This is a genomic window from Streptomyces sp. NBC_01294 (assembly GCF_035917235.1).
GTDB classification, from domain to species: Bacteria; Actinomycetota; Actinomycetes; order Streptomycetales; family Streptomycetaceae; genus Streptomyces; species Streptomyces caledonius.
Map to the genome: position 1 here is coordinate 3,849,800 of NZ_CP108423.1, position 16,292 is coordinate 3,866,091.

Genomic DNA, 16,292 nt, shown 5'->3' on the forward strand with positions numbered 1-16,292 from the left:
GCGCCACCACGTGCCAGTAGAGGCGGTACACAGCGGTCACCAGAGGGCCCGACGGGGCCGCGCCCACGCCACTCCCGACCATCATCTCAACAGGTCAGGGGGCCCAGGTCAACGATCTGGGCCTTCGTCATTGTCTAGACCTCTCAACCCTCGCTGTGGCCTCCGCGTGCCCCAATCCAGCGGAACGCCCTGGCCAGTCGGCTTTTGCCGCACCGCTCGCACCAATCGGGCCCACCGAGGTCCTTAATCACGAGACGCACTTCGCGCGACCTGCGCCACGAGTCCGTTCGAATTCGCCTGTTCGCACCACCAAATGCGAGACCTCAACCACTCGCCCACACAGGCCGGTTCACGGCACCACGCCCCCCTCGCGCAGCCCCGGGTCCGGCCTGGATCAACTCCGGGTCGGGGGTGCCTCGGCCGTTATCGTCTCGTGCACCACCCGGTCGAAGTCGTTGTCACGCAGGTACACCCACTCGCCGACGTGGATCGGGTCTATCCCGATGCGCTGAAGACCGGTGACGAGCTCGCGAATGACGTGCCGGGGAAACGATGAGAGATCCATGTACGGGGACGGAAAGATCCGGGTGTCCGTGTCCTGGGGCGCCGTGGTGTGGGTGCGCGTGATGTCGATCTGAACACCTGCGAAGTCGGCGATGACCCACTCCCAATAGTTTTCCTCGTCGACGGTGTCCACCTCCGCCCCGAGCGCGGTCGCAAGTTCTTCGAGTGTCTGGTGGTCGGAGCGGAACCAGACGTCGGTACTCTCCTGGGCTTTCATTGCGGTGTTGCTCCTTCGATCGTGGCATCCGACGCATCGTGACCGTGGCGTCGCGAGAATGTGCGGGACGACCAGTTCCGATCGTCGGCGCCTGTGATCTTATGGAGATCATGTGGTGACTGCCGCTGGTTTTGGAGTGCCCGGTCGTCCCAGGGCCGCCGGCCGGTTCTTCGCCGGTGCTTCCTTACGGATCGACCGCTTGGCGATCCCCCGGGAGCCAGGGATGCAACGGCACCACGCCCGCGATGCCCGCCGCGGCTTGGCACGAAGCTGATGCCCGAGGTGCAACAAGCTGACATCGATCTCCGTGGGAAGCGGCACCGTCCGCTGACAAGGTTGTTCTCACCGGCAAACAGCCGGACGACCACCACCGCTCTTCGATCCCACGGAGATACCCATGAGCGTCAAGAAGATCGCCGCAGCACTGGTGCCGACCACGGCACTCCTGGTCCTGCTGGTACCGGCCGAGGCTTCGGCGGCGACCCCCCGCCAGGCCGCACCGGAGAAGATCTGTTCGATGTCGCTTCCCCTGCCCCTGCCCGACCTCGGGGCGCAGCCCGTGCACCGGCCGGCATCGCAGCTGATCGCGAAGCTGACCTGCGTCAACGGCTGGCAGTGAGAGCGTGATGAGCGAACGGCAGCCTCACGAGGTGGCATTGGTCAGGGCCGGCCCGGGAGCCGCGCCGGAGGAGACCGCCGTCATCCGGCTCGTCGGCCTGCTGCCGGCGGACTGGACGTGCACGCAGCAGGTGAGAGCGGGCCGGATCAGGATGCTGGTTCGTACGGCGGGCGCTCCGGGGGAAGACGCGGCAGACGCGGTCCGGACCTGGCTGGCGGGGGCGCTCGCGGACAACTCGCTGCGTGGCTGGCGCGCGGAGGGACCGTAGTCCGCCGGGGTGACCGCGGCTAGATCCAGCCCCGCTCCCTCGCGAGCAGCGCGGCGTGCGGACGGCTGCTGGCCTCCAGGATGCGCAGCACATCGGCGACGTGACGGCGGTAGGTACGGACAGAGATGTCGAGGTTCCGGGCCCCCGTCTCGTCCTTGCCGACCCGGCACAGCTCCTCCAGTACCCGCCGCTCGATCTCCGAGAGCACATCCACCGACTCGGATCCGGCATCGATCAGCAAGGACAGATCGACGGCTTCGTCCCAGATCTTCTCGAAGAGCGCCAGGATGTTGGAAACCAGACCGGCCTGCTGGGTGACCAGCGCGCCGCGTGAGGTGTCCGCCGGGTCGACGGGAACCAGAGCGGTCTGCCGGTCGTAGACGAGAATCCGCTCCGAGAGGTCCTCGGCGACCCTGATCGACGCACCCTGGGCAATGAGTTCACGCAGATAGGCGATGGTGGGCGGGTGGTCCAGGACCTCCTTGCGGACGACGCTGCAGATACGCAGGCCGCGGCGCAGACAGCGGGTGTCGAGCGGTCGGGAATGGATGATGTTGTCGGCCGTCAGCGCCGTGTAGGGCTCCACGGAGAGGATCTCCTCGCGAGCGAAGAAGGCCAGGTCGTCGATGCGGTCGCGGATCTGGGCCAGCTCCTCCAGCCGTTCCACTCCTTGAGGCACCGGGGACTTGGCGCCCTGCTCGGCCCTCAGGTCCGCTATCAGGTGGCGGGACTGGGTGACCTGCTGCAGCTGTTCGTGCAGGTCCCGCAGCCGGAGATCGGTCAGCCGGCCCACGGCGACCTCCGGGTCGGTGGCGCAGAACGCCGCCTGATCACCGTGCAGCAGGCCGAGTTGGGACAGTCTGGCCTGGGCGGCCTCGACCTCTTCCCGGGGGGCGTGCAGGAGGACGTGGATGTCCTCACCCAGCGTTCCCGGGTTGCGCAGGAAGTGGCGGTAGACCCGCTCCTCCGTGACGGTGAGTCCGAGTATGAGCAGGCTGGTGCCGTTCACGTTGCCCCCGCAGGCCTTCCGATCGATAACCGCACGCCATGAGTCAGACGGCGCGCAGTCTTACGTGCTGGAACGAAGGGTAATGCCCAGGTAAAGAACCAAGTCCGGCGTAGCCGCCGAAAGTGACATGAATCATGAACCTTCAACGGGGGAAGTTACTTTGAAGACATTGGCTGAAAATGACCTGATGGATTTCTCCGCGCTCACCGGCCGCGAGGTGGAGGTGCTCCTGCTGCTGGCGTCAGGGGAGCAGAACCGCCGCCTTGCCCGGCACCTCGGTATCGCGGAGCGCACGATACGGGCGCACACCGCCAGCATCGTGCGCAAGCTTCATCTCAAGTCGAGGTTCGAGGCCGCGATCGTCTCCCACCTCTACGCGGACGACATCAAGGGCCTCGACATGGCACCCCGCAGCGCCGCCTGACATCCAAACCTGACGTCCAAACCTGACGTCCAAAGGGGCCCCACCGGCCAAGCCGGTGGGGCCCCTTTCGCATGCGGACCGTGCCCTACGGGAGCGCGGCGGCCACACCGTCGACGATCATCATCCACATGGGCTGGGCGCCTGTGCCGAAGGCCGAGGCCAGGGCGTATCCGATCGCGGCGTCCGTCGGCCGGATGTCGGCGCCCTCCTTCCATTCGGCGAGGACCATTTCGTCGCCGTCGCAGGAGAAATCACCGATGTGCACGCCGTCGCGGGTGAACCGGCTGTTGGGAATCGAGTCCGGGACCAGGCGGTAGTCCGCTCCCTGGTACTCCACGTCCACCCGGTACGAGCGCCTGCTCAGGCCGCCCTTCGCCGGCTTCAGCCCGACTTCCAGGCCGTCGATCCTCATGGTGAGGTGGGCCGGGTCACGGGTGCCTATGGCGATCTGCGGATCCACCTCCGACTCGGGGTCGCGCTCCAGGGTCACGCGGGGAATCCCCTCGCCTTCGACCTCAAGAGCGTTCTGGCCGTCCTGCCGGACGGTGATCTCGCCGAAGCGCGTGTCCTCGATGGGGGTTCGGTCTGAGTCGTTCATGAGTCAAGTCCTTCAGTGCGGTCAGAACCGGCGGTTCATCACGGATGAACCGCCGGGCAGATTTTCCGTGAGGGCGGCGCGGGCTTCTCAGCGGGCGGAGGCCAGCTGGGTCGCGGCCAGCTCGCGATAGAGGTCGTTCCTCTCCAGCAGCTCCCGGTGCGGACCGTGATCGCCCACCCGGCCGTCGTCGAAGAGGATCAGCTGGTCGGCGGACGTCACGGTGGAGAGCCGGTGCGCGATCAGCAGCACCGTGCAGTTCTCGGCAGCCTGCTCCACGGTCTTGCGCATCGCGAGCTCGCTGAGGCCGTCGAGATGTGCCGTGACCTCGTCCAGCAGCAAGACCTGCGGTTCGCGGAGCAACGCCCGCGCAATGGCCAACCGCTGCCGCTCGCCGCCGGAGAGGGCGAGACCACGCGCGCCCACTTCGGTGTCGAGCCCGTCCGGGAGTCCCGCGACGAACTCGTCGAGCAGGGTTTTGCGCAGCACCTCGGCCACGGCCTCGTCGGTGGCGTCGGGCGCCGAGTAGAGAAGGTTCTCGCGGAGGGTTCCCGCGAGCATCGGGGAATCCTGCTCGACGTAGGCGATACGGCGCCGGAGGTCGGCCCGGCTCAGGGAGCGGATGTCGGTCCCGTCGAGACGGATGCTGCCGCCGTCCATGTCGTAGAAGCGCTGGATCAGAGAGAACACCGTGGTCTTTCCCGATCCGGAGGAACCGACGATCGCGGTGACGGCGCCGGCCGGCGCCGTGAAACTGGTCCCCTTCAGGGTAGGCGTACGGCCCTCGTAGGCGAACTCCAGGTTCTCCACGACGACTTCCGGCGGCGGACCGGTGGGGCGGGCCGGCGTCACGTCCACGTCGTCCTCGGTCTCCATCTCCCGGACCTCCTCGATGCGGGCGAGTGCGCCGAGGCCCTGCTGGAGGGCGGTGGTCCCGGAGACCAGCGAGAGGATCGGGCTGCCCAGGTTGAACAGGTAGAGCAGGAAGCCGATCAGCGCAGCGAGGTTCAGCGTGCCCGTGGCGACCAGCGCCCCGCCGAACCCGATCACCGCGAGGAACGACGCCTGGACGACCAGCCCGGCGAGCACCGCGATCATCGCCTGGTAGCGGGCACCCGCGAGGCCTGCGCGGTACGCCTGCTCGGCGGCGGCGCCGGCGCGTTCGGTCTCCTTGGCCTCGCCGCCGTTCGCCTTGACCGTACGGGCGGCGCCGAGTGCGCGGTCCAGGGCGGCGCCGATCTCGCCGACGGACTCCTGAGCCTGGGTGGTGACCTTGCGGATCCGCGGCAGGACCACGCCCATGGCGACGCCGACCACCAGCAGGACCACCGAGGTGATGCCGAGCAGGGGCAGGCTGGTGACGCCCATCAGCACGACGGTGGCCAGCAGGTGGATCGAGCCGTCGACGATCTGGATGAGTCCGCCGGTCGCGGCATGCTGCACCAGGGTGCTGTCGGACGTCACCCGGGTGGTCAGCCCACCCGGTTCGGTGCGGTCCAGCTCGCTGGTGCGCAGCCGGATCAGCCGGGCGATGAGTCCGCGGCGTACGTGGAGGACCACGCGCTCGGCCGTGCGCTCGCTCAGCCATGCCTGCCCCCACATGAGGGCTATGGACGTGAGGAGCAGGCCGACCAGCAGCAGGAGTTGGTCGCGCAGGCCGTCGCCGGCCATCAGGTCGGTCAGGACCGACTGGACGACCATCGGCTGGGCGAGACCGGCGGCGCTGCCGAGCAAGGTCAGCAGCAGCACCAGCAGAAGAACACTGCGGTGCGGTCGCGCGTATGAGAGCAGCGCGCGCAGCGCGGGCCGCTCAGCCTTGGGCTGTTCTACGTCAGAAGTGTTCACACACGTATTTCTAATCCTCTTCACGCGTGGGCGGAATTGGCACTTGCGGCAATGCCATTGCCCGTAGCGGAGTTGACGGTGTGTGCAATGCCGCAAGTGGCAATGGCGCGAGCCCCGGGCGGAAGGTCACTATCGATCTGTCCCCGGCGGATACCGGCGGACACCGGCCGCCAGACCGGCGGTCCGGGGATTTCATCTGCGCAAGCTGAAGGAGCTTCCCATGCAGAACGTCAACGAGAAGGACCTGTTCGACGGCTACACCGCCTACACCTCGGCGGAGGAGCTCGGCCTGCACGACGGCAACGCCGCCGCCCCGGCCTTCAGCCCCACCATCCCGTGGGCGATCCAGGCCGGCATCATCTCCGCCCGCTCCTCGCAGGCCTGCGCCGCCGCCCTCGGCTCGCTCGCCGCGCGGACCGTCGAGAGCAAGTGCTGATCACCCCGTGACCATCGGGGACCGGCCGGCCCAGGACGCGTAGCCCCCGGATCGGCCAGCCCCGCACGGACTCGGCACAGCACTGCACCACAGCACCACGGCACCACAGCACCACCGGCCGCCTCGGCCATACCGCATTCACCAAGCGAAGTAGGGATCACCCATGCAGAACGTCAACGAGAAGGACCTGTTCGACGGCTACACCGCCTACACCTCGGCGGAGGAGCTCGGCCTGCACGACGGCAACGCCGCCGCCCCGGCCTTCAGCCCCACCATCCCGTGGGCGATCCAGGCCGGCATCATCTCCGCGCGCTCCTCGCAGGCCTGCGCCGCCGCCCTCGGCTCGCTCGCCGCGCGGACCGTCGAGAGCAAGTGCTGATCACCCCGTGACCATCGGGGACCGGCCGGCCCAGGACGCACGGCGTCCACGGTGGCCGGCCGGCCCCGGGCATGGATCCCCCACCCCCATCCGTCCGCACCACAACACCCGAGAGGAGGAGTCATGGACGTTCCGGCCACCGGATTCAGGCGGGTGCTCGTCGTCGGAACAGGGGCACTCGGGGTGGCTTTCCTCCCCTTCTGGATCAACTGGCTGAGGAATTCACACCCCGAGGCGGAGATACGCGTCGCGCTGACCCGCTCGGCCCTGCGGTTCGTGTCCGCGGACGCGGTCGCGGTACTTTCCGGCAAGGAGGTCTTCATCGACGACTGGAGTGAATTCTCCGGAGTCGACGTGCCGCATGTCGAGCTGGCGCGATGGGCCGATCTCGTCCTGGTACACCCGGCCACGCTGCATTTCGTCGGCCGGTACGCCCTCGGCATCACCGATACTCCTCTGCTGCTCGCCCTCCAGTCCACCGCGGCCGTCGTGGGCGTCGCCCCCTCGCTGCCGCCCGCGGCCCACAGGAGTCCCGTCGTACAAGGGCACCTGGACCTGTTGCGGGCCCGGCCGGGCGTGGTCGTCGCGCCGACGATCCCCGCCGTCAGCGCGAGTACCGGAGAGCTGGAGGACGGCGGCTCCGCGCCGCTCAACGAGCTGTACGACCTCTGCGTCGCCCACGTCACCGGCAGGAAGGGTGCGAAGCCATGACCTCCGGCACCCTGCCGGTCCCGACTCCCGCGGACCTGCACCGCCTTGAGCTGGTCACGGAGTACGGGACGGGACTGCAGACCACCCGCGTCCACCGAGCGCAGGACGGCGGATTCCTCTGGTGGCAGGGGCCCGGCGCGCAGGTCGAGCGCCCGCTCACCGCGCCCGCGGCTCACCTGGTCCCCCACCTGGCCGCGGAGACCGGCGCCGCGCTGCTGACCGTCCCGGAGCCGGCCGGTGACGGCCTCCTGCACCGGGTTGCCGGAACGGCCTCCGCCGCCGCCTGGCTGAGGGACTTCCGTCCCCAGGCCCGCGCGCTCGTGGCCCACTCGCTGGCCTCGGCGGCACGCGCCCTGCGCGCGCTGCACGCGGTACCCGTACCCGACGAGGTCCCGCTCGGTACCCCGCCGGGACTGACGCGGCTGCGCGCCTGGGCGTACGGGAGCAGTGAGCTGAAGGACCGGACCCTCTCGGTCTGGGGCGAGGACCGGATGGACCGGCTGCTCGGCTGGGCCGACGACCTCGCGCCGGACACCGCCCGGGGAACGACCGGGCCCCGCACCCGGTCGCTGGTCCACGGCTGGGCCTCGCTCGGCGCCCTGATACCGCCCCTGAGCCGGGGCAGGGTGGCGCTGCTGACCGGGGAGGACCTCGCCGCCGGACGCCCGGAGCTGGACCTGGGCTGGCTGCTCGGCGAGCTCGTCGAGCTGGCCTGGGCGGCGCCGCCGCACGACTCCTCGGATCTGCGGCGGGTGCTGCTGGAGGCCTACGGGCCCGGCCCGGACCCGGTGCTCATCGGACGGGCCGCCGTCCTCCGGGTCGTCACACACATGCAGGACTTCGCCATCTACCGGGGGTGGGACGACGAACTCCTGGGCTACATCGCCTTTACCGCCGAGTTGATCGACGAGGAGGGCCGCAGAGCGGTCCCCCAGGGAGTGTCATGACTACAGCGACCTCGACCGAGCAGCAGCCCGCGCTGCTGCGGTACCAGCCCACCGAACTGGACTCCGCTCCCGAGGTGACCGAGCTGCTGCAACAGCTCGGTCTCGGCAGCTTCGTACCGGACGGGCTCACCGCGTTCGGCGGGCGCAACGACAACTGGGCGGGTACGACGACCAGCGGCGACCAGGTCTTCGTGAAGACCGTCGTCCGCGCACCCGACGGCAGCAGCCGCGAGCTCGACCGCACGCTGGCGTACGAGGACCTCGTCGGGCAGCTTCCCGCGGACTCCCCGCTCCGCTCCCCCGCCCACCTCGGCACGCACCGGGCGGCCGCGCTGAGCGCCTACCGGCTGCTGTCCGGCGCCCGCTCCGGTTCCGAAGTCGCCCTGGACGGCGACTTCGACGAGTCGCTGTGCCGTGCGGCGGGCCGCGCCGTGGCCACCTTGCACGGGCTGGACACGAGCGGCACCGACGTCGATTCCGGCGAGGCACCGCTGCCGCCCCTGGGCTGGCTGGTGGCCTTCCCGTGGAGCGCGCTCCAGGAACGCAGCATGGCGCAGATCGCCGCCTGGAAACTGGTCCAGGACGACGCCGAGGTCGTCTCCGCGCTGCATCTGCTGCGCGACCGGGAGAAGGCCGCGCCGCTCACCCCCGCCCACTGCGATCTGCGCTTCGACCAGTTCATCCACCACGAGGGAACGCTCTACCTCTGCGACTGGGAGGAGTTCAGGATCGCCGACCCGGCGCGCGACGTCGGCGCCTTCATCGGCGAATGGCTCTTCCAGGCGACGTACTCCGTGTTCGCGCCGACCGGTGACCCGGGCGCGCCCGCCCTGGGCTTCGGCCTCACCCACGAGGAGATCGTCGAGCGCGGCGCGGCCAGTCTGCGCCGACACGTTCCCCGCATCGCCGCCTTCTGGCAGGGCTATCTCGAATGCCGCGTTCCCGACTCCGGGCTGGCCGAGCGGGCCGTCGGCTTCGCGGGCTGGCACATGTACGACCGGCTGATCGCCACGGCCCAGGCCCACGCCATCCTCAATCCCGTCGCCCGCGCGGCGGCCGGCATCGGACGCGTCCTGCTGCTCAACCCGTCCGGAGCCGTCTCCACGCTGCGGCTCGAAGCGCCTTCCGGGAGCTCCCGATGACCCTCACCGACACACTGGTCCTGGCCCCGAGGCTGGCGTCCGCCCTCGACCTGGTCTCCGTACGGGGCGACGCCCTCCAGGCCACCGTCGACGGGCGCGAGATCACCGCGGACAGCCCCCGTGACCTGCGCGGGCGCCTCACCAACGCGTTGTACGAGGAGTTCCACGCGGGGAACGGTGCGCAGCGGCGGGACCCCGCCGGTGCGCCCCGGCGCAGTCTGCGCGACGTACACCTGGAGGAGCGGCTGGCGGCGGGCGTCCCGCACGCCTGGACACCCACCCCGGGCCGGCTGATCGAGGTGCTGCACCGGCCCGGCGGCTGCCAGCTCGTCGTACGCCTGCCGGACATCACCGCCCGGGTGCCCGCCGACCGGCTCCTCGACCCCGGGGCGCGGCTCCGGCCCGGGGACGTCGTGGAACTGGCACTGGAGGCGGCCCGGCCCGCCCTGTCACCCGGCTTCTTCTACGTCATGGGGTCGCGCCCGCTGCCCCGCCCTGCCGGGGCCATCCGCAGACTCTTCCTGCACGCCCTCGACGGGGACAGCGCGGCGGCGTTGTGGGCGGCCACCCTCGCGGCCCTGGAGCGGATCGGCGCGCTGTACCACGCGAAGGCCCTGTCCGACCCGGACGACTTCCCGCGCCGGGACGGTCTGGTCGTCTATCTGCACGGCGATCACGAGCCGGGCGAGCGCGCCGTGGTCGAGGCGGTGCGGGGCCTGTCCGGGACGGGTGCGGACACCTCGCTGTTCACCGAGCGCCTCGCGCCGGGCGTGGCGGCCGCGTGGGATCCGAAGGACCCGCGGCCGGGCCAGAGCAGCATGAGCTTCGGGCAGCACCGCAGCTTCGCGCTGGCCACGGCCCTGGTCGACCACGCGTCGGCGGCCGGCGGATGGAGGAAGGGCTCGCCGAGGGGCCCCTTGGAAGAGCACATCGCCCGGGAATTCCGGGCGGCGGGGATCGACCCGCTGCACCCCGAGAACAACATCTCCACGACGGAGGGGAACTGACATGAGCGACACGACGACGATGGACGCAACGACAGTGGACGCGACGACGACGGACGCGACCAGCCTCGGCACGGCCATCACGACGGCCTACAGCGACGCCATCGCCGAGGTGTACGACGACATCTATCCCGGCAGCTCCGAAATCGCCGAGTACCTGCTGACCCTCGCCGAGCCGGGCGCGAGCGTCCTGGAAATCGGCGTGGGAACCGGGCGCGTGGCCCTGCCCCTCGCCGACCAGGGTTTCCAGGTCCACGGGGTGGAGACGTCCGAGGGCATGCTCGCCCGGCTCGCGGAGAAGGACCCGGAAGGCCGGATCACCCCGGTGCTCGGCGACCTCGCCTCCCTCGACCTGGGGCGGACCTTCGATGTGGTGCTGGCGCCTTTCAACGTGCTGTGCTGCGCGATGGCGATCGACGAGCAGATCGCGCTGATGCACGCGGTGGCCCGGCACACGGCGGCAGACGGTCATGTGGTGATCGAGACGTTCGATCCGAGCGACTATCACGTCCAGCGCAAGAGCGAGATCACCACGCGCCCGGTCGGCACCCGCGGTGTCGTGATCGAATCGCTGGACGTGCTGCCCGCGTCGCAGAACATGCTGCTGAACAGCACCCTCTTCCTGGACGGCGCCGCTCCCAAGTCCTCCTCCACGGTCATGCGTTACCTGTGGCCGAGCGAGCTGGACCTGCTGGCGGCGATCGCCCGCCTGGAACTGGTCGGCCGCTACTCCGGCTGGCAGGAGCAGCCCTTCGACGGCGGTGACAGCCGCAAGATGTGCGTCTCCGTCTTCCGGCCGCTGGCATGAGTCCGTACGCCGGCCGGCTGCCGAACGGCCTCAGGCTGTCGGTGGAACCGCTGCCGGGCCACGGGAGCGGCCTCGTCTCGGTCGCGCTGACGGTGGCGGTGGGCGGCGACGACGACCCGGCGGGGCAGCACGGCATGGCCCACCTGGTCGAGCACCTGATGTTCCCGCGCATGGGCGGGGACGACGGCCTGGACAGCCACGTCGCCCGGGTCGAGGGCGCGGGCGGAGTCTGCAACGCGGAGACGCACCGCGACCACACCGTCTTCCACACCACCGTGCCGGCCGGGATGCTGCCGGACGTCCTGGAGTGGGAGGCGCGGCGGCTGCTCACCTTCGCTCCCGAGGAGGCCGTGCTCCGAACGGAGACCGGTGTGATCGCCGAGGAGATCCGGGGCGCGGCGGCCGGGGGCCGGTTCTGGGAGACGGCTCTGGAGGCGCTTCACCCCGGCAGCCGCGACAGCTTCGGTACGCCGGAGGAGCTGGCCGGCATCACCGCCGCCGACGCGACGGCCTTCTTCCGCCGCCACTACCGGGCGGACGCGCTGGTGCTGTCGGTGACGGGGGACGTGGACGCGGACCGGGTGGCGGCCTCGGTGGACTCGCTCTTCGCACCGCTGCCGGCCGGTACCGCGCCGGCCGACGACCCCGTCGCCGCACCGCATCCGGCACCCGTTCCCGTTCCCGCTTCAGCTTCAGCTTCCGCTTCGGCATCCACGCCGGCATCCACGCCGGCCCCGATCCGGACGGCACCGCTGCCCTCCCCCGTCAGCGGTGTCGCCCTTGGATACCCCCTGCCCGACCCGGTGTCCCACCGGCACGCCTACCTGGCCCAGGTCGTCCTGGCCGAGGCGCTCGGCCGGCACCGCCTGCCGCAGCTCACCCGGCGCGACTCCCGCCTCACCTCCGCCCGGATCACCTGCGGCTATCACGGGCAGTGGCTCGCGTCGGCCGCGCCCGATCTGGCCCTCGTACTCCTGGCCCGGGCGCCCGGAGTATCCGCCGAGGAGGCGGTCGACAGCTGGCTGGAGGTCCTGCGCGACGCGGCCGAACGCCCCGCGGGCGCGGACGAGCACCAGCGGGCGGTCAACGCGCTGCTCCTCGCCTGTCACCGCACCGCGGACTCCCTCACCGCCCGCAGCGTCACCCAGGGGCGCACGGCACTGCTCTTCCCCGGCAGCGGCGGTCTCGCCGCGCTTCCCGGTGACCTGGCCCGGGTGACCCCGGACGACGTATCCGCCGCAGCCCGCGTCCTGCTGTCCGGACCCTGCTCGGTGACCGAACTCGGAGAGAACCGGTGAACCGGAAGACCACCGACACGACCCTCGGCAACGGCCTGCGGGTCGTCGTCGTCCACGCGCCGGGCGCACCGCTCGCCGAGCTGCGTCTGGTCCTGCCGTACGCCCGTACCGCGCCTCACCTGACCCCCGCCCGGGAGCTGCTCGCCGGGTGCCTCGGCACCGGCACCACGGCCGGAGACGGCAGCCGCCAGGACATCGCCGACCGGGCGGCCGACCTGGGCGCCGAACTGAGCACCGTCGTCACCGCCGAGTCGCTGGTCATGGCGACGAGCGTGCTGTCCGCCGGGCTGCCCGGCGCGCTGGACCTCCTCGCCGATCTGCTGCTGCGCCCGGCCTACCGGGAACGCGAACTCGCCCTCGTCCGGCGGCGCGCTGCCGACGTCCCTCGCATCCCGGGCCCCCGGCAGCGGCTCCGGCGGGCCCTGCTGAGCCATGCCTTCGGCAGCCACCCGCTCATGGACCCGCCGGTCGGGCAGAGCGGCGAGCCGGGGACCGGCGACCTGTACGACCTGCACGCACGGGCCGTCGTACCGCAGGGCTCGGTGCTGCTGGTCATGACCAGTGACGCACCCGACGACGTCACGGCCCTGGTCCAGGAGCGGCTGGCGGACTGGACGGGCGGCCCGTCCGGGCTGGTCCTGCCGCGCTTCGTACGCCGCACGCCGCTCCCCGGCCGGATCACGGTCCCCGCCGGGCCCACACCCGCGGGCTCCGCCGGTCAGGCTCTCGTGCTCACGGCCGGCCCCGCCGTCCCCGCCACCGACCCCGGTCACGCCCCGCTGCACCTCGCCCAGTTGGCCCTCGGCGGGTACGCGTCCTCGCTGCTGGCCCGCCGGGTCCGGGACCGGCACGGGCTCGCGTACGCGATATCCGCACAGATCCGGGGGAACCGGGCGGGCGACTGGCTGGAGATCGAGTGTGCCGGGGCGCCCGGCACGGCGGCCCGGATCGCCGAGGAGATCACCGACTGCCTGCGGGAACTCGCCGCAGACGGCCCCACCCCGCAGGAGCTCGACCGGGCCCGCGCCTACGCGACCGGGTTCACGCGCTTCGCACTCGCCACCCGGACCGAGGAGGCGAGCGCGCTGGCCGGCTTCGCGGCGGCCGGGCTGCCCCTGGACTGGCTGGCGACGTACCGCCGCGCCCTCGCCGAGGTGACGCACGCACATGTCGCGGAGGCGGCAGCGCGATTCCTCCACCCGTCCCGAACCCTGATCGCGACCCTCGACGACGACGAAAGCGACCGGTAGATCCAGTGAACGCGACGCCCCCGGCCGATCCCGCCCCGCACACCCCCGCGGTCCTCTACCCCCTCCAGCCCGACCACCCCGAACTCGTCGCCCCCTTCGCCTCCCTCGTGCAGCGCAGCGGCGCCCGCAGGCTGTGGATGTGCCAGTCCTTCAAGGCCGAGACGCACCAGGTTCTGGCACATCTCGCGGGGATGGGCCATACCGTTCCGGTCGGCACGAGCGTGACGCTGCTGCCGCTGCGCCACCCCTACGAGGCCGCGCTCCAGGCCCGCTCCCTCGCGCTCATCACCGGTCAGCCGGTCGTGGCAGGCTTCGGCATCGGCAACCCGGACTTCGTGGCGGGTCTCACCGGCAGCCCGTACGCGAGCCCGCGTACCGCGGTCCGTGACTACCTCTCCTCCGTACGCTCCCTCCTCGACGGCGAGACGGTCCGCCACGAGGGCCCGTACCACCAGATGCACGGCGGCCTCCTGCCGTTGGACCACGCGCCGCGGGTCGAGGTCGGCGCCGGGGTGCTGCGCCCCGGCATGGCCCGGACCGCCGGGGAGGTCGCCGATGTGGCCGTCACCTGGATGACCCCGCCGTCCTACATCGCGGGGACGCTCCGGCCCGCCCTGCACGAAGGCGCGCAGGGGCGCGGCGTCCGGCCGAGGATCGCCACCGCCGTCCATGTCGCGGTCGTACGCCCGGGGAGGGATCCCCGCCGTCTCGCCCTGGCCGCGGCGGGCCGGCACCTGGAAGCCCCGCATTACGCCGACATGCTGAGCAAGGCCGGTGTCGCCGTGGACCCGCACGACCCGGTCGGCACGGCTGACGCGCTGCTGGGCGGGCAGGTCGTCGTCACCGGCACCCCGGAGGAGATCGCCGAGGCTCTCGACGGCTACCGCCGCGCGGGGGTGGACGAGGTGATGCTCAATCCCTCGGGCGTCCTGCTGACCGAAGGCGTGCACGCGGCAGTCGCCGACATGGAGGAGGTCCTCGCCGCCTGCGACAGGATGCTGCCGCGCCCGCGGCAGCATGCTGCGGGCTGAGCGGCCACGGGAGGCGAACCCCAACTGCTTTGCTGGGAAGTGCGGATAGAGCATTCCGCTTCCATCGTCCGGCAGCCCGAGCAGGAAGAAGAGTCGTGAACAGCAGGGAACACCCGCACCGCGCAGACAGCGCCAGCGTCGCCTTGTCGGGCATCGGCAAGAGATTCGGCGACCACCGGGCGCTGGAGGACGTCTCCTTCGAGCTGAGGCCGGGAAAGGTCACCGGCCTGCTCGGCCCCAACGGCGCCGGCAAGAGCACCCTGCTGCGGATCCTGCTGGGCCTGGCCCGCCCGGACAGCGGCACCGCGCTCGTCCTGGGCACGGAGCCCGGTACGGCGCCGGAGCGGGCCCGGCGGATCGGCGTCGTCATGGACGCCATCGGCTTCCCTCCGCGGATGACCGTACGGCGGCAGCTGGAGATATCCGCCCGTGCGCTCGGTCTGCCCGCATCCCGCATCGACGAGGTGCTCGCGCAGGTGGGCCTGGAGGGCGGCGCGGCCCGCAAGCGCATCCGTGCCCTCTCCACCGGCATGCGGCAGCGCCTGGCGCTGGCCGTCGCCCTCCTCCCGGACCCCGAGCTCCTCATCCTCGACGAGCCGCTGAACGGACTCGATCCGGACGGCATCCGCTGGATGCGCCGGCTGGTCGAGCAGGTCGCCGCGGAGGGCAGGACCGTGCTCATCGCGAGCCACATGCTCTCGGAGGTCGAGCAGAGCGTGGACGACATCGTCGTACTGCGTCGCTCGGTCCTGTTCACGGGCTCCCTGCAGGACCTGATCCGACGGGGCAACGGCCGCTTGGAGGACGCGTACTTCGGGCTGGTCGAAGGTCCTGCCGACAGCCCCGTCAGGGGCTCCCTTTCCCACCGGGAGGCTTCTCGTGCGTAACTCGATGCAACATCACATTGCTGCCGAGACACTCAAGGCTCGCTCCGGCGCTGCCCTTCCCGGCCTGCTCCTGGTCGCGCTGGCGCTCGTCGCGCTCGGCCAGCTCGGTGCGGTCCACGCCGAAGTCGAGCTCCACGCGGCAGCGGTGGAGACCTCCCACCGGGTCATCAAGCTCGCGGGCTCCGCGGCCCTGTTCGCCACGGTCTTCGGCGCGCTGCTGGTGACGGGTGAATTCAAATCGGGCTCGATCGGCCGCAGCGTGCTGTACGCCCCCGGGCGCGGCGCCGTCGTCGGCGCGAAGCTGCTGGTGGCGGCCCTGGCGGGGCTGGTCTTCGGCGTGGTCTCGGTGCTGTGCTCGCTGGCGATCGGAGCTGCCGCGTTCTCGGCCAAGGACGCCGCGCTGGTCCTGGACGGGCGCAGCTGGCAGATCGCGGCCGCGGTCGTCACGGTCTGCGCTCTGGCAGGCCCGTGGGGTGCGGCGGTCGGATTCGTCGTGCGCAGTCAACTGGTCGCGGTCATCGGCCTGGTGGTGTGGGGGACGTTCGGTCAGCTGATGGTGCTGGGCCAGTTCCCGAAGGTGGGCCGCTTCCTCCCGGACGGAGCGCAGCTGAGCGTGCTGGGTGACCGTCTGACCTTCCCGGGCGCGCTGGATGCGCCGTACGGTCTGCTGGTCCTGGTCGCGTGGGGCGCGGCGCTGGCGCTGCTGGCGCATCGGCTCTTCGCCCGTCGCGACGTGTGACGTGTGACGCTGCGAAGATGCCTCGGCTGATGGCGCGGGCTCGATTCCCGTCGTCTCCCGTCGTCTCCCGTCGTCCGCTCCACAGCAAAGCCCCAGGTCACAGACCCGGGGCCTTTGCG

19 protein-coding genes are annotated in these 16,292 nt (G+C 71.1%); 15 read left to right on the plus strand and 4 right to left on the minus strand.

The genetic code is table 11. From position 1 onward, the window contains the following. Positions 1 to 394 precede the first annotated feature (394 nt). Complete coding sequence (locus OG534_RS17315; protein WP_326588953.1) at positions 395 to 781, minus strand: hypothetical protein; 387 nt, start codon at positions 779 to 781, stop codon at positions 395 to 397. 397 nt (positions 782 to 1,178) lie between these two features. Between OG534_RS17315 and OG534_RS17320 the strand changes: the two genes are divergently transcribed. Continuing rightward, complete coding sequence (locus tag OG534_RS17320) at positions 1,179 to 1,400, plus strand: hypothetical protein (protein WP_326588954.1); 222 nt, start codon at positions 1,179 to 1,181, stop codon at positions 1,398 to 1,400. A gap of 7 nt (positions 1,401 to 1,407) precedes the next feature. Further along, on the plus strand, positions 1,408 to 1,668 hold the full coding sequence (locus OG534_RS17325) for a hypothetical protein (protein ID WP_326588955.1): 261 nt from the start codon (positions 1,408 to 1,410) through the stop codon (positions 1,666 to 1,668). A gap of 19 nt (positions 1,669 to 1,687) precedes the next feature. Here the strand turns inward: OG534_RS17325 and OG534_RS17330 are convergent, their stop codons facing one another. Continuing rightward, positions 1,688 to 2,677: a helix-turn-helix transcriptional regulator gene (locus tag OG534_RS17330; RefSeq protein WP_326588956.1), complete on the minus strand. Its 990-nt coding sequence runs from the start codon at positions 2,675 to 2,677 to the stop codon at positions 1,688 to 1,690. A gap of 187 nt (positions 2,678 to 2,864) precedes the next feature. Here OG534_RS17330 and OG534_RS17335 point away from each other — a divergent pair, with 187 nt between their 5' ends. Next, entirely contained in the window at positions 2,865 to 3,101 is a 237-nt protein-coding gene (locus OG534_RS17335) for a helix-turn-helix domain-containing protein (protein WP_326588957.1), read from the plus strand. Between the two features lie 85 nt (positions 3,102 to 3,186). On the opposite strand, the gene OG534_RS17340 is transcribed toward OG534_RS17335, so the two are convergent. Together OG534_RS17340 and OG534_RS17345 are read right to left on the minus strand one after the other, a co-directional pair. Further along, the gene (locus OG534_RS17340) at positions 3,187 to 3,699 is read right to left on the minus strand and encodes a hypothetical protein (RefSeq protein ID WP_326588958.1); all 513 of its coding nucleotides are present in this window, start codon (positions 3,697 to 3,699) and stop codon (positions 3,187 to 3,189) included. 87 nt (positions 3,700 to 3,786) lie between these two features. Further along, positions 3,787 to 5,541 carry an ABC transporter ATP-binding protein gene (locus OG534_RS17345; RefSeq protein WP_326588959.1) on the minus strand — a complete coding sequence of 585 codons (1,755 nt, stop codon included), beginning with the start codon at positions 5,539 to 5,541 and terminating at the stop codon, positions 3,787 to 3,789. 220 nt (positions 5,542 to 5,761) lie between these two features. On the opposite strand from OG534_RS17345, the gene lxmA (OG534_RS17350) reads away from it, so the two are divergent. From lxmA (OG534_RS17350) to OG534_RS17405, 12 genes are all read left to right on the plus strand, one after another. Further along, positions 5,762 to 5,977, plus strand: coding sequence for a lexapeptide family class V lantibiotic (gene lxmA, locus OG534_RS17350; RefSeq protein ID WP_326588960.1), 216 nt, complete (start codon positions 5,762 to 5,764; stop codon positions 5,975 to 5,977). Between the two features lie 163 nt (positions 5,978 to 6,140). Beyond that, on the plus strand, positions 6,141 to 6,356 hold the full coding sequence (gene lxmA / locus OG534_RS17355) for a lexapeptide family class V lantibiotic (RefSeq protein ID WP_326588960.1): 216 nt from the start codon (positions 6,141 to 6,143) through the stop codon (positions 6,354 to 6,356). Between the two features lie 123 nt (positions 6,357 to 6,479). After that, positions 6,480 to 7,067 (plus strand): flavoprotein, encoded by a 588-nt coding sequence (locus tag OG534_RS17360; protein ID WP_326588961.1) that lies wholly within the window; start codon positions 6,480 to 6,482, stop codon positions 7,065 to 7,067. Beyond that, on the plus strand, positions 7,064 to 8,014 hold the full coding sequence (locus tag OG534_RS17365) for a hypothetical protein (RefSeq protein WP_326588962.1): 951 nt from the start codon (positions 7,064 to 7,066) through the stop codon (positions 8,012 to 8,014). Before OG534_RS17360 ends, OG534_RS17365 begins: the two co-directional genes overlap by 4 nt. Continuing rightward, positions 8,011 to 9,156: a class V lanthionine synthetase subunit LxmK gene (lxmK, locus tag OG534_RS17370; protein WP_326588963.1), complete on the plus strand. Its 1,146-nt coding sequence runs from the start codon at positions 8,011 to 8,013 to the stop codon at positions 9,154 to 9,156. The genes OG534_RS17365 and lxmK overlap by 4 nt, the downstream gene beginning before the upstream one ends. After that, entirely contained in the window at positions 9,153 to 10,163 is a 1,011-nt protein-coding gene (locus tag OG534_RS17375; RefSeq protein WP_326588964.1) for a T3SS effector HopA1 family protein, read from the plus strand. The genes lxmK and OG534_RS17375 overlap by 4 nt, the downstream gene beginning before the upstream one ends. Position 10,164: 1 nt before the next feature. Next, positions 10,165 to 10,968 carry a class I SAM-dependent methyltransferase gene (locus tag OG534_RS17380; RefSeq protein ID WP_326588965.1) on the plus strand — a complete coding sequence of 268 codons (804 nt, stop codon included), beginning with the start codon at positions 10,165 to 10,167 and terminating at the stop codon, positions 10,966 to 10,968. Next, positions 10,965 to 12,266, plus strand: coding sequence for a M16 family metallopeptidase (locus tag OG534_RS17385; RefSeq protein WP_326588966.1), 1,302 nt, complete (start codon positions 10,965 to 10,967; stop codon positions 12,264 to 12,266). Before OG534_RS17380 ends, OG534_RS17385 begins: the two co-directional genes overlap by 4 nt. After that, entirely contained in the window at positions 12,263 to 13,516 is a 1,254-nt protein-coding gene (locus tag OG534_RS17390) for a M16 family metallopeptidase (RefSeq protein WP_326588967.1), read from the plus strand. The genes OG534_RS17385 and OG534_RS17390 overlap by 4 nt, the downstream gene beginning before the upstream one ends. Positions 13,517 to 13,521: 5 nt before the next feature. After that, positions 13,522 to 14,547, plus strand: coding sequence for a F420-dependent peptide dehydroalanine reductase LxmJ (lxmJ, locus tag OG534_RS17395; protein WP_326588968.1), 1,026 nt, complete (start codon positions 13,522 to 13,524; stop codon positions 14,545 to 14,547). 95 nt (positions 14,548 to 14,642) lie between these two features. Beyond that, positions 14,643 to 15,434 carry an ABC transporter ATP-binding protein gene (locus OG534_RS17400; protein WP_326588969.1) on the plus strand — a complete coding sequence of 264 codons (792 nt, stop codon included), beginning with the start codon at positions 14,643 to 14,645 and terminating at the stop codon, positions 15,432 to 15,434. 4 nt (positions 15,435 to 15,438) lie between these two features. After that, positions 15,439 to 16,173 (plus strand): ABC transporter permease, encoded by a 735-nt coding sequence (locus OG534_RS17405; RefSeq protein WP_326588970.1) that lies wholly within the window; start codon positions 15,439 to 15,441, stop codon positions 16,171 to 16,173. The last annotated feature ends 119 nt before the right edge of the window (positions 16,174 to 16,292 follow it).

What these genes read in the sequence shown, in the direction of transcription:
- OG534_RS17315 (WP_326588953.1), bottom strand. Translation starts at nt 781, where the DNA reads ATGAAAGCCCAGGAGAGTACCGACGTCTGGTTCCGCTCCGACCACCAG.
- OG534_RS17320 (WP_326588954.1), top strand. Translation starts at nt 1,179, where the DNA reads ATGAGCGTCAAGAAGATCGCCGCAGCACTGGTGCCGACCACGGCACTC.
- OG534_RS17325 (WP_326588955.1), top strand. Translation starts at nt 1,408, where the DNA reads ATGAGCGAACGGCAGCCTCACGAGGTGGCATTGGTCAGGGCCGGCCCG.
- OG534_RS17335 (WP_326588957.1), top strand. Translation starts at nt 2,865, where the DNA reads ATGGATTTCTCCGCGCTCACCGGCCGCGAGGTGGAGGTGCTCCTGCTG.
- OG534_RS17340 (WP_326588958.1), bottom strand. Translation starts at nt 3,699, where the DNA reads ATGAACGACTCAGACCGAACCCCCATCGAGGACACGCGCTTCGGCGAG.
- lxmA (WP_326588960.1), top strand. Translation starts at nt 5,762, where the DNA reads ATGCAGAACGTCAACGAGAAGGACCTGTTCGACGGCTACACCGCCTAC.
- lxmA (WP_326588960.1), top strand. Translation starts at nt 6,141, where the DNA reads ATGCAGAACGTCAACGAGAAGGACCTGTTCGACGGCTACACCGCCTAC.
- OG534_RS17360 (WP_326588961.1), top strand. Translation starts at nt 6,480, where the DNA reads ATGGACGTTCCGGCCACCGGATTCAGGCGGGTGCTCGTCGTCGGAACA.
- OG534_RS17365 (WP_326588962.1), top strand. Translation starts at nt 7,064, where the DNA reads ATGACCTCCGGCACCCTGCCGGTCCCGACTCCCGCGGACCTGCACCGC.
- lxmK (WP_326588963.1), top strand. Translation starts at nt 8,011, where the DNA reads ATGACTACAGCGACCTCGACCGAGCAGCAGCCCGCGCTGCTGCGGTAC.
- OG534_RS17375 (WP_326588964.1), top strand. Translation starts at nt 9,153, where the DNA reads ATGACCCTCACCGACACACTGGTCCTGGCCCCGAGGCTGGCGTCCGCC.
- OG534_RS17380 (WP_326588965.1), top strand. Translation starts at nt 10,165, where the DNA reads ATGAGCGACACGACGACGATGGACGCAACGACAGTGGACGCGACGACG.
- OG534_RS17385 (WP_326588966.1), top strand. Translation starts at nt 10,965, where the DNA reads ATGAGTCCGTACGCCGGCCGGCTGCCGAACGGCCTCAGGCTGTCGGTG.
- OG534_RS17405 (WP_326588970.1), top strand. Translation starts at nt 15,439, where the DNA reads ATGCAACATCACATTGCTGCCGAGACACTCAAGGCTCGCTCCGGCGCT.